The following is a 12,297-nucleotide window of genomic DNA, read 5'->3' on the forward strand; positions in this document are numbered from 1 at the left end:
TCGTTCACGTGTTCCGAGGCGGGAAGCGCGTGCCGCCGGCCGGAACGCCGCAGATCGCCCCTCCCGGCAGGGAGAAGAGTGAGCGACGACGGCGCACCGGGCGGCGCTACGGGGTGAACACCGACTCGAGCACGTTCTTGGCCCAGCCGAGGATCTCCGCGTCCACGAGGTCCCGGCCGCCGATCCTCGCGGTCTTCGGCTTCGGGACGAGCACCGCGTTGAGCGCCGGCTTCACGGCGGACCCCGGGTACATCCGGGTGAGCCGCATCTGCTTGGACTCCGGCAGCTCGGCCGGCGCGAACTTGATGAAGTTGCCCTGCAGCGCCACGTCCGTCAGGCCGAGCGCGCGGGCGCTCACCCGGAAGCGCGCGACGGCGATGAGGTTCTCCACCGCTGCGGGCGGCTCTCCGTAGCGGTCCTTGAGCTCGGCGACGACGGCGTCGATCGCCTCGTCCGTGATGGCCGCGGCGAGCTTGCGGTACGCCTCGAGGCGGAGCCGCTCCCCCGGCACGTAGTCGTGCGGCAGGTGGGCGTTGACGGGCAGCTCGATCTTCATCTCCGCCGCCTTCTCCTCGGCCTCGCCGCGGAAGTTGGCGACGGCCTCGCCGACGAGGCGGATGTAGAGGTCGAAGCCGACGCCCTGGATGTGACCGGACTGCTCGCCCCCGAGCAGGTTGCCCGCTCCGCGGATCTCGAGGTCCTTCATGGCAAGCTGCATGCCCGCACCGAGCTCGTTGTGGGACGCGACGGCCTTCAGCCTCTCGAGGGCCACCTCGCCGAGCGGCTTCTCCGACGGGTACAGGAAGTAGGAGTACGCCCGCTCACGGCCACGGCCGACGCGGCCGCGGAGCTGGTGCAGCTGCGACAGGCCGTAGGAGTCGGCGCGGTCCACGATCAGCGTGTTGGCGTTGGAGATGTCCAGGCCCGTCTCGATGATCGTCGTGCACACGAGCACGTCGAACCGCTTCTCCCAGAAGTCCACGATGATCTGCTCGAGCCGTGACTCCGTCATCTGCCCGTGCGCGACGGCGACGCGCGCCTCGGGCACGAGCTCCTTGAGGTGCGCGGCGGTGCGGTCGATCGACGAGACGCGGTTGTGCACGAAGAACACCTGGCCCTCGCGCATCAGTTCACGGCGGATCGCGGCGGACGCCTGTTTGTCGGTGTAGGGGCCCACGTAGGTGAGCACGGGGTGGCGTTCCTCCGGCGGCGTCGCGAGGGTGGACGTCTCGCGGATGCCGGTGAGGGACATCTCCAGGGTGCGCGGGATCGGTGTGGCGCTCATCGCGAGGACGTCCACGTTGGTGCGCATCTTCTTCAGCGCCTCCTTGTGCTCCACGCCGAACCGCTGCTCCTCGTCCACGATCACGAGCCCCAGGTCCTTGAAGGAGATCTCCTTCGACAGCACCCGGTGCGTGCCGATCACGACGTCGACGGCGCCCGAGGTGAGCCCCTCCGCCGTCTCCCGGGACTCCTTCGCGGACTGGAACCGTGACAGCGCCTTCACGCGCACCGGGAAGCCGGAGAAGCGCTCGGAGAACGTCTCGAAGTGCTGCTGCACCAGCAGCGTGGTGGGCACGAGGACGGCCACCTGCTTGCCGTCCTGCACGGCCTTGAACGCGGCACGGACGGCGATCTCCGTCTTGCCGTAGCCGACGTCACCCGAGACGAGGCGGTCCATCGGCACCTCGCGCTCCATGTCCGCCTTCACCTCGTTGATGGTCGTCAGCTGGTCCGGCGTCTCGACATAGGGGAACGCCTCCTCGAGCTCACGCTGCCAGGGCGTGTCCGGCCCGAAGGCGTGGCCGCGGGAGGCCATGCGCGCCGAGTAGAGGCGGATGAGCTCGCCGGCGATCTCCTTGACGGCCTTGCGGGCCTGGTTCTTGGTCTTGCTCCAGTCCGAGCCGCCCATCTTGCTGAGCGCCGGCGCGTCGCCGCCCACGTAGCGGGTCACCTGGTCGAGCTGGTCGGTGGGCACGAAGAGCCGGTCCCCGGGGGCACCGCGCTTGGACGGCGCGTACTCGAGCACCAGGTACTCGCGCGTGGTGCGGGTGGGCCCGGCGCCCGTGGAGCGCTGCATGAGCTCGACGAACTTCGCCACGCCGTGCTGCTCGTGGACCACGAAGTCGCCGTCCTTGAGCTGCAGGGGGTCGACGGCGTTACGGCGCCGCGAGGGCATCTTGCGCATGTCGCGGGTGCCCGCGGCGCTCGTGCGGCCGAGCAGGTCGGCCTCGGTGAGCAGCCCGATCTTCAGGCCGTCCACCACGAAGCCGCGGCCGGCGCACGCCGTCGTGATCTCGATGATGCCGGGCTGCGGTGCCTTGTCGAGGGAGTCGACGCGGCTCGCGGGGATGTCGTTGTCGTGGAAGAGCTCGGCGAGGCGCTGCGCCGGGCCGGGGCCCTCGGTGGCGACGACGACGCGCCACTGGTCGCGGACGCGCCCGCCGATGAACTCCATCATCTCGGCGACGTCGCCCTGGTACCCGCGCGGCTCGCGTGCGTGCAGGCTGAAGCTGTCGACGTCGCTCAGCTCCTCGTCGGCGCCGAAGGACGTGATCCCCCACCAGGCCACGGAGTTGGCGAGCGCCGTCGAGCGGGTGTCGGTGAGCGAGCGGAAGCTCGCCTCCTGCAGGTCCGTGCCGAGGCTCCCGCCGAGATCGAGCGGCGCCGCTCCACCCTCGGACGCCGTCGACCATGCGGCAGCGAGGAACTCCTCGTTCGTCGCGGCGAGGTCATGGGCGCGCGCCCGCACCTTCTCGGGTTCGATCACGACGGCGATGGACCCGGACGGCAGCTCCCCGGCGAACGGCACCATGGCGTCCACGAGCACGGGCGCGAGGGATTCCATGCCCTCGACGGCGATGCCGCCGGCGATCTTCTCGAGCATCGCGGCGGCGGCGGGCAGCTCGGACCGCAGCCGCGCGGCCCGGGACATGACCGACGGCGTGATGAGGATCTCGCGGCACGGCGGCGCGTACAGGGCCGCCGGCGGATCCTCGGAGGTGATCGAGCGCTGGTCGGCGACGGCGAACCAGCGCATCTGGTCCACCTCGTCGCCGAAGAAGTCGACGCGGATCGGGTGGTCCTCCGTGGGCGGGAAGACGTCGATGATGCCGCCGCGCACAGCGAACTCGCCGCGGTGGGTGACCATGTCGACGCGCGCGTAGGCGGCCTCCGAGAGGGCCTTCACCACGTCGGAGAACGCGATCTCGTCGCCGACCTTCAGCGCCACGGGCTCCAGGTCGCCGAGTCCGGCGACGAGCGGCTGCACGACGGCGCGGATGGGCGCCGTGATGACCTTGACGGGCGAACCCTCCGGGTGGGCGAGCCGGCGGAGGACCGACAGGCGGCGCCCCACCGTGTCGGAACGCGGCGACAGCCGTTCGTGGGGCAGCGTCTCCCAGCTCGGGAACTCCTCGATGGCGCTCTGGGGCAGGTAGCTGCGCAGCGCCGAGGCGAGGTCCTCCGCCTCACGTCCCGTGGCGGTGATCGCCAGGACCACGGGCACCGCGCCGTTGCCGTCGGCGGACGGGCCGGCCGCGGCGAGGCCGTCGACCATCTCGGCGATCAGCGGGGCGCGGAGACCCGCGGGCGCACCGATCTGCAGGTCCGCGCTGCGCTGCTCCACGGGCCGCGACGCGTTGGTCAGCACGCGGGCGAAGGACGCATCCTCGGCCAGGGCAGCGCGCAATCCGTTAAGGCTCATCTGTTCGGGACTCCTCAGGCGGTGGTCCGTCCCCTCCCGTCGCCGGGCGGTGCTCAGCACAGCGGCAACGAGGCGGAGACAGCACGAAAGCCCGGAAAGACGAATCGTTCCCGGGACGTCTCCACACTACCAAGCGGCCCTGACGCTTTGCCGCCCGGGACGGAGGACGCGGCCACCGTGGACAGGGCAGGCCGTAGGATGACCGGAGAACCCCTGCCTGCCGCTCCCTGCGGTCTGCGCGCCGAAAACCCGGAGGAACCATGGCCCTGAACGCTTCCACCACGCTCCCCTACGACACCTCGACGGTGCTCGGCATCTTCACCGACGAGGCGTTCGTACGCCACATGAGCGAGTACGTCGGCGGCACACTGGAGTCGCTCACGGTCGACGGCGACACCGCCGGGGCGTTCACGCTCACCGCCGTCCGCACCATGCCGACCGATCGCCTCCCCGACATGGCCCGCAAGTTCGTCGGCGAGACCCTCTCGGTCACGCAGACCGAGCGCTGGGAAGCCCCCACCGCGGACGGCTCCCGCTCGGCGTCCCTCGAGATGACCGTCGCCGGCGTCCCCCTGAACGTCAACGCCGTCCAGCGGCTGATCGCCCAGGGCACCGACACCGTCGTCGACCTCCAGGGCTCCGTCACGTCCTCCATCCCGTTCCTCGGCGGCAAGATCGCCGGTGCCGCAGAGCCGATGATCGGCAAGGCCCTCAACGTGCAGGCCGTCGAGGCCCGGAAGTGGCTCGAAAGCCGCTGACGACGCCGCCCCGCTTCCTCCGCTCCCGACCGAAAGACCCGCGCACGCCATGGAACTCCCCACACCGCTCGCCCTCATCCTGATCCTCGCCGGCGTCTGGACGCTGATCGTCTGGCCGCCCTTCCTGCGCCGCATCATGAAGGACCCGCGGGCACGCGACGAGAAGGGGGCCGCCACCCGCTTCCTCACGGTGCACCTCATGCTGATCTCCACGTCGATGATCCTCGGCGCGGCCACGGCCGTCATCGGCGTGCGCGCCCTCCTCGCCTGAGCCGGGCCGGTTGAGGCGAACGCGACCCGCCTGAGCCGGGCAGAGCCGCCTGAGGCGACCCGACGTGCCGGAGCGACGCCGAACCGCCTCACACCAGCGGGTCAGAGGCGCTCGTCCTGCTCATAGACGTCCGGGATGCCGTCCTGGTCGGCGTCGACGGCTTCCTCCTCGGCCGCCGCGCGGTAGCGGCGATTCCGGGTGACGAGCACCGACGACGCCAGGAGCGCGGCCAGCAGCGACGCCGCGAGGATGCCCACCTTGGCGTGGTCGTCGTGGATGCTGCCCTGGCCGAAGCTCAGCTCCGCGACGAGGAGCGAGACCGTGAAGCCGATCCCGGCCAGGAGCGACACCCCGAACACGTCGATCCACTTCAGGGACCGGTCCAGGGACGCCCGGGTGAGCTTCGTGACGAGCCACGTGGTCCCCAGGATCCCGATTGGCTTGCCCAGCACCAGCGCCACGATGATGCCGATGGCCACCGGGTCCGTGACCGCCGAGAGCAGACCGTCCCAGCCCCCGACGGCGACGCCCGCCGAGAAGAAGGCGAAGACCGGAACCGCGATGCCGGCCGAGATCGGCCGGAAACGGTGCTCGAAGATCTCGGAGAGGCCGGGTCCCGCAGCCGGGCCGCCGCTGGCCTGTGACCGGATGACGGGGATCGCGAAGCCCAGCAGCACGCCCGCGACCGTGGCATGGATGCCGGACGCGTGGACGAGCGCCCAGGTGGCCATGCCCAGGGGCAGCAGGATGAACCATGCCGCTGCGGGGGTGGTGCCGAAGAACCGGCGGTGCCGCTGCGCCAGGACCGTGTAGGCGGCCAGCGGGAGGAGAGCCAGCAGCAGCGGCACGACCGCGAGGTCGGAGGAGTAGAACACCGCGATGATGGTGATGGCCAGGAGGTCGTCGACGACCGCCAGGGTCAGCAGGAAGATCCTCAGCGCGCTGGGAAGGTGCGAGCCGATGATCGCGAGCACGGCCACGGCGAAGGCGATGTCCGTCGCCGTGGGGATCGCCCACCCGCGCAGCGTGTCCGGGCTGCCGAGATTCACCAGGGCGTAGATGACCGCGGGGACCGCCACGCCCCCGACGGCGGCCGCGATGGGCACCACCGACCGGCTGAACTGGCGGAGGTCGCCCGCCACGAACTCGCGCTTGAGTTCCAGCCCCACGAGGAAGAAGAAGATGGCCAGCAGTCCGTCGGCGGCCCAGGCCCCCAAGGTCAGTTCCAGATGCCAGGGCTCGTACCCGACGGGCAGGTCCCGCAGCGCGAAGTAGCTCTCCGAGGCCGGGGAGTTCGCCCAGATCAGGGCGATGACCGCTGCGGCGACCAGCAGGATGCCGCCGACGGTCTCCTTCCGCAGGATCTCACCGATCCGCAGGGCCTCGGTGTAGCTCCCCCGTCCGAGGACGGACGAGCGCGGGCGAGGTGGAGGAGTGCTGTTCATGGAAGCGTCCTTCTGGAGGGTCGACGAAGAAACTGCCGACCAGACTTCCCGGCTCACCTCCTGCCAGTCTACAGAGCACTAGGATCGGCGCATGGGCGAACCCGGACACACACCGATCGCGGGAAGCCTTGCGGAGACGAGTCGCGGTGCGCGGCGCTCCCGGCAGCGGCGCCGCATCATCTTCAGCGAACTCGCCCTCACCGTCACCTTCACCCTGTCCACGCTGCACGGGATCGCCGAGCGCGAGGAACTCACCTCGCTCCCCGTCTTCCTGACGGCCTGGCTCCTGAACCTCCTCGTCCTGGTGCTGTGCTGCACCGTGCCGTGGTCGCGCATCCCGAGCCGTTGGGTGATCGTCGTCCCCCTCGTGGACTTCGTCGCGATCGGCCTGTCCCGCGCGGCGGCGGGCGAGAGCATGCCCGGCATCGGACTGCTGGCGGCGTTCCCCGTGGTCTGGATCGCGGCCTCCCGGGTCCGTACGGGCACGGCCGTCGCCGTCGCCGCCGCCGCCTCCCTGACGATGGTCTGGCTCCCGCTCCCGCTCGGCCGCCCGATCACCTTCGACGCGCTGTTCGACCCGATCCTCCTGCCTGTGATGCTCTGCGGGCTCGCGTGGTTCGTCAGCTCGCTCACGAAGGACAACCGGCAGCGCCAGGAAGCGCTGAGGGCATCCCAGGCAGCGCTGCGCGAGAGCGTGGAGGCGGGCCGCACCCGCGAGCGCCTGCTCAACACCGTCCTCGACACGGTCAGCGTGGGTCTCCTGGCGGTCGACGCCGACGGCCACGACGTCCTCATGAACGCCCGGCAGCGGGCGGTCCACTCCGCCGCGGCGCCTCCCGGCAATGCCGATCCCAACGAGTCGGAGCTGCTGCTGTTCGGCCCGGACAGGGTCACACCCATCCCGCCCGAGGCGCGGCCGGTCAGGCGTGCGATCCACGGTGAGGACCTCGACGCCGAACAGGTGTGGGTGGGCACGGGGCGCTCGCAGCGCGCGCTCAGCATCTTCTCCCACGCCATGCACGACGACGACGGCACCTTCGCCGGGACGGTCGTCTCCTTCCACGACGTGACCGAACTGGTCCTCGCGCTGCAGGCCAAGGACGACTTCCTGTCGAACGTCTCGCACGAGTTCCGCACGCCCCTGACGTCCATCCTCGGGTACCTCGAGCTGACGCTCGAACGCGACGGGAACCTCCCCGACGGCGTCGCCGGCCACCTCGAGGTGGCGCGGCGCAACGCCGTTCGGCTCGAGCGACTGGTCGAGGACCTGCTCGCCATCAATGCCGGCTCGTTCCGCGTGGACCCGGTGCCCACGGACGTGGGCCGGGTCCTGGCGGAAGCGGCGTCCTCGGGCCAGGTCCGAGCCACACGCGCGGGGCTGCGCCTCGTGAACCGCGCGCCGTCGACCCTGCCCGCCGTCGTGGACCCGGTGCGCCTCGCGCAGGCGGTCGACAACCTGCTCACCAACGCCGTCAAGTACAACCGGAAGGGCGGGAGCATCACGCTGAACGCCTGCCGGAGCGACGACGGCCTGATCGTCGAGGTCGCGGACACCGGGATCGGCATCGAGGAGGACGACCTCCACCAGATCTTCGACCGCTTCTTCCGTTCGCCGTCCGTCCGCACGTCGACGGTGCCGGGCGTGGGCCTGGGGCTGCTGATCACCAAGACGATCGTGACCGAGCACCGCGGGTCCATCACGGTGACGAGCGAGCGCGGCAAGGGTACCTGCTTCACGATCCTGATCCCGCAGCCCGCGCTGGGGACCGTCCTGGCCTGAACGAGTGCCGGCGGCGGAGATTCGGGTATCCCTGGACCGTTCCGTACCCGCGAAAAGGACCGTAGATTGGTCCACGGTGCGCTGGACGGCGTCGTGCTGCGCCGTTGACGAGTGATGAGGCCATCCCCCGAGCCGGCGCAGGTGATCGCCGCGCAGGCTGTGCAGGAAGGCGCAGGTCCGGAACGCCTTTCGTGCGGTGAGGTCCGGGAGAAGCCAGGTCGGAAATGAGCCAGACGTCATGAACACCTCGTCCGCCAGAAGGAACGCCCGCCAGGGGAACGGCATCAGGCGTCCGCTAGCGGGTTGTACGCTCCTGATGATCCTGGCCCTGGGAACTGCCGCGTGTTCGCCGGCCGATCCTCGGCCATCCCCACCGGCTGCGCCATCCGCCGAGGTTCAGCCGTCCCCGCAGGCTGCCCCATCCGCCGACGTTCAGCCGTCCCCACTGGCTGCGCCCTCCGCGGACCCCCAGCCGTCCCCGCAGGCCGCGCTGGTCGCCAGTGGGAAGTACCCCTGGCACACGAACATCGTGGCCACGACCTTCTGGGTCGGCGAGATCTTCGATGCGCAGGCCGCGGACGGCAGCCAGGCGTATTCGACCTACGACTCCGCGTGGATGCAGAGCTATGGCGGGTGCGACGGCGTCCTGGTCGATGGGGTCTGCCGGACGGAGGCCCGGGTGGCGGCCAACGGGTACGCTCCGACCCGCATGACGCCGCGGGAGAACCCGTTCTACCTGGACCTGCCGTACGACGACATCAACAATGCCGCGGCCTTCCGGGAGCGGGCGACCGTCATCCCCTGGGCCAACGAGCCGGCATACGCCGGCAGGGGGACGGACACCTCGTTCAGCTACATGAAGAACCGATGGGTCAGGATCCGCAGTGGTGACCGCGAATGCTACGGACAGATCCAGGACGCCGGACCCGGCCAGTACCAGGACAAGGCCTACGTCTTCGGGGCCGACGACGCACGGCCGGCCAACACGAACTTCAACGGAGCCGGCATGGATGTCTCACCGGCCCTCAACGGCTGCCTCGGCTTCCGGCAGGTGAACGGCCAGGACGACCGGGTCGACTGGCAGTTCGTGGACGACCGGGACGTCCCGTCCGGCCCCTGGAAGTCCATCGTCACCACCAGCCAGGTGCGCTGAGCCCCTCTCCCGCCGGGGCAGACACAACAGTCACACCCCCTTGACAGATACCCCCCGGGGGTATAAATTCTGTGGTACCTGAAAAGCTGTCTCCCCTTCGGGACACACACAGTGATGGTCCAGTCGCACAACCGCCGTCGGCGAGCACTCTGCGGACCACGACGGTCATCGGCGCCGGCACCAGCGCGGGCATGAACGCCACCGACACGAACGCGGGCGGCGGGTCCTGCGGCTGCTGCGCGCCTCAACAAACCACCGAGCCGTCAGCGACCCCCCGGGGACGCGGTGACGGCTGAGTACTCACGGACCGGCAGGGTGCCGAAGAGGGAGTCATCATGAGCACGAAGCAGCACCAGAACCACACGGACCACGACCAGGTGACTCCGCACACCAGCGGCTCCGAACACCAGGCAGGGCACGCCGCACAGGCCGACCACAGCAACCACGGCACGGACGACGACCATCAGGTGCACTCCCACGGGGAGCACGCCGGTCACTCGACCGCGATGTTCAGGACCCGGTTCTGGTTCAGCCTGATCCTCGCGGTCCCCGTCGTCGCCTTCAGCCCCATGTTCACGATGCTCCTGGGGTACATGCCGCCGGAGTTCCCGGGGTCCACCCTGATCGCCCCGATCCTCGGCACGGTCATCTTCCTCTACGGCGGCACACCGTTCCTCAAGGGCGGGGTATCGGAGCTGAGGTCCCGGCAGCCGGGCATGATGCTGCTGATCGCGATGGCCATCAGTGTCGCGTTCATCGCCTCCTGGGTCACCACGCTGCGTATCGGCGGGTTCGACCTGGACTTCTGGTGGGAGCTGGCCCTGCTGATCGTCATCATGCTCCTCGGCCACTGGATGGAGATGCGGGCCCTCGGTTCCGCAGCGGGAGCCCTCGATGCCCTCGCGGCGCTCCTGCCCGACGAGGCCGACAGGGTTACGGCCGACGGCGTCGAGACCGTGCCGGTGAGCTCACTGGACACCGGTGATGTCGTGCTCGTACGCTCCGGCGCCCGGGTGCCCGCCGACGGGCGGATCATCGACGGGACCGCCGAGTTCGACGAATCCATGATCACCGGCGAGTCCCGCACCGTACCCCGCACGGTCGGGGACACCGTGGTCGCCGGCACCGTCGCCACCGACAACGCGGTCCGCCTGACGGTGACCGCCGTCGGGTCCGAGACCACCCTCGCCGGCATCCAGCGTCTGGTCGCCGAGGCACAGGCCTCCTCCTCCAGGGCGCAGGCCCTCGCGGACCGGGCCGCTGCCCTCCTGTTCTACTTCGCGCTCGGCGCCGGCATCCTGACCTTCCTCGCCTGGATGCTCCTGGGCAGCCCGGACGATGCGGTCATCCGCACCGTCACGGTCCTCGTGATCGCCTGCCCCCACGCGCTGGGACTCGCGATTCCGCTGGTGATCGCGATCTCCACCGAGCGTGCCGCGAAGGCCGGGGTGCTGATCAAGAACCGGATCGCCCTGGAACGCATGCGCACCGTCGACGTCGTCCTGTTCGACAAGACCGGCACCCTCACCGAGGGCCGGCACGCCGTCACCGCGACCACGACGACCGCTGGTGTCACCGAGGCCGTACTGCTGGCACTGGCCGGGGCCGCCGAGGCCGACAGCGAGCACCCCGTCGCCCGCGCCATCGTCACCGCCGCCCAGTCCGACCCCGCCGCGGCGGACCTCGCCTACACCGGCACCGGGTTCAGCTCGATGACCGGCCGCGGTGTCCGGGCCACCGTCGACGGCCATGAGGTGGCGGTCGGCGGACCGACCATGCTCAGGGAGGTCGGACTCGGCACTCCCGCGGACATCGCCGGCACCGTGCAGGAGTGGGTGGGTCGCGGGGCGTCGGTCCTGCACGTTCTCCGCGACGGTGAGGTGATCGGCGCGGTCCGGCTCGAGGACAGGGTCCGTGAGGAATCCCGGGCCGCCGTGAAGGCCCTGCAGGCCCGCGGGGTGAAGGTCGCGATGATCACCGGCGACGCACGGCAGGTCGCCGACGTCGTCGGCGCGGAGCTGGGCATCGACGAGGTGTTCGCCGACGTCCTGCCGCAGGACAAGGATTCCAAGGTCACGGACCTGCAGGCCCGCGGCCTGAAGGTCGCGATGGTCGGCGACGGCGTGAACGACGCCCCTGCCCTGGCGCGTGCCGACGTAGGTATCGCCATCGGGGCCGGAACGGACGTGGCCATGGAATCCGCCGGCGTCGTCCTCGCCGGGAACGACCCGCGCTCGGTGCTGGCGATGATGGACCTGTCCAGGGCCAGCTACCGCAAGATGATCCAGAACCTCATCTGGGCCACCGGGTACAACGTCCTGGCCGTCCCCCTGGCCGCGGGCGTGCTCGCGTTCGCCGGGATCCTGCTCTCCCCCGCCGCCGGCGCGGTCCTCATGAGTGTCTCCACGATCGTGGTGGCCCTCAACGCGCAACTGCTACGGCGGATCGACCTCGACCCGGAACGTCTCGGCACCGGGGGCGAGAACCGGACGACCGCGTCGTCTCGCTAGGCTGGTGGGACGAAGAAGGACGACGGCGGCGCACGAGCGTCATCGACAGCACGGGCAGGGAGAGGACGGGAACGGTGACCAGGAACCGGGTATCACGTGCCGTCCTCGCCCTGCTGCGCGCCGCCCTACCGTCGGTCCTCGCCTTCGCCGGCCTGACGGCCGTCATCGTCGGGATCCTCGCGATGCACGTCTGGATGGGCGGCCACGGGTCCTCCCATCACGTCGCGGCCCCCACGAGCACGACCACGAGCACCCACCCGGGCGCCGAGGCCCACGTCGCGGCCGGCAGCACCCCGGGCACGCAGCAGGGCGACGAAACGGGTCACGCCCACGCCCAGCCCGCGACGGCGGTGATCGCTGCCGGGACAGCAACCGTGGACGCCGCGTCGAGCATCGTCGCGGAGGGCGGATCGGTCGGGTGCGGCGGGGACTGCGCCGACGAGATGGTGCTGGGTGCGTGTGCACTGGCGATGATCGTCGTCGGCGTCGCCGGTCTGCTGACCCCTGCCGGCCGCGCGCTGCTGTCGATCCTGGGCCGGCGCGGTCCCCCTGCACCGCCCCGGGCGTCCCGTCCCGCGCCCGCTCCGTCGCTGATTCGGCTCTGCATCAGCCGGACCTAGGATCCGCGGCCCGCACCTGGCCCCTCTTCGGGGCGGCAGGGCCACCGTCCTGCC

General features: G+C 70.6%; 8 protein-coding genes. 6 read left to right on the forward strand and 2 right to left on the reverse strand.

Features of this window, described 5'->3' with window-relative positions:
- Positions 1 to 106: 106 nt before the first annotated feature.
- Positions 107 to 3,706, reverse strand: a complete 3,600-nt coding sequence (gene mfd, locus CXQ97_RS06605; RefSeq protein ID WP_104180056.1) for a transcription-repair coupling factor — start codon at positions 3,704 to 3,706, stop codon at positions 107 to 109.
- Positions 3,707 to 3,966: 260 nt separating this feature from the next.
- On the opposite strand from mfd, the gene CXQ97_RS06610 reads away from it, so the two are divergent.
- Positions 3,967 to 4,464 carry a DUF2505 domain-containing protein gene (locus CXQ97_RS06610; RefSeq protein WP_104180057.1) on the forward strand — a complete coding sequence of 166 codons (498 nt, stop codon included), beginning with the start codon at positions 3,967 to 3,969 and terminating at the stop codon, positions 4,462 to 4,464.
- Positions 4,465 to 4,513: 49 nt separating this feature from the next.
- Positions 4,514 to 4,735 (forward strand): SCO4848 family membrane protein, encoded by a 222-nt coding sequence (locus CXQ97_RS06615; protein ID WP_104180058.1) that lies wholly within the window; start codon positions 4,514 to 4,516, stop codon positions 4,733 to 4,735.
- Between the two features lie 101 nt (positions 4,736 to 4,836).
- On the opposite strand, the gene nhaA is transcribed toward CXQ97_RS06615, so the two are convergent.
- A complete protein-coding gene (gene nhaA, locus CXQ97_RS06620; protein WP_104180059.1) occupies positions 4,837 to 6,180 on the reverse strand; it encodes a Na+/H+ antiporter NhaA in 1,344 nt (447 codons plus the stop codon).
- Positions 6,181 to 6,271: 91 nt separating this feature from the next.
- Between nhaA and CXQ97_RS06625 the strand changes: the two genes are divergently transcribed.
- The 4 genes from CXQ97_RS06625 (at position 6,272) to CXQ97_RS06640 (ending at position 12,243) form a co-directional block, all read left to right on the forward strand.
- Positions 6,272 to 7,960 (forward strand): cell wall metabolism sensor histidine kinase WalK, encoded by a 1,689-nt coding sequence (locus CXQ97_RS06625; RefSeq protein WP_104180060.1) that lies wholly within the window; start codon positions 6,272 to 6,274, stop codon positions 7,958 to 7,960.
- A gap of 529 nt (positions 7,961 to 8,489) precedes the next feature.
- A complete protein-coding gene (locus CXQ97_RS06630) occupies positions 8,490 to 9,113 on the forward strand; it encodes a hypothetical protein (RefSeq protein WP_258062361.1) in 624 nt (207 codons plus the stop codon).
- Positions 9,114 to 9,619: 506 nt separating this feature from the next.
- Positions 9,620 to 11,623 carry a copper-translocating P-type ATPase gene (locus CXQ97_RS06635; protein WP_258062419.1) on the forward strand — a complete coding sequence of 668 codons (2,004 nt, stop codon included), beginning with the start codon at positions 9,620 to 9,622 and terminating at the stop codon, positions 11,621 to 11,623.
- A gap of 74 nt (positions 11,624 to 11,697) precedes the next feature.
- Positions 11,698 to 12,243, forward strand: coding sequence for a hypothetical protein (locus CXQ97_RS06640; RefSeq protein WP_104180062.1), 546 nt, complete (start codon positions 11,698 to 11,700; stop codon positions 12,241 to 12,243).
- The last annotated feature ends 54 nt before the right edge of the window (positions 12,244 to 12,297 follow it).

Origin of the sequence: Arthrobacter sp. B0490 (assembly GCF_002929355.1) — a bacterium.
In the GTDB taxonomy this organism is placed as follows: domain Bacteria; phylum Actinomycetota; class Actinomycetes; order Actinomycetales; family Micrococcaceae; genus Arthrobacter_D.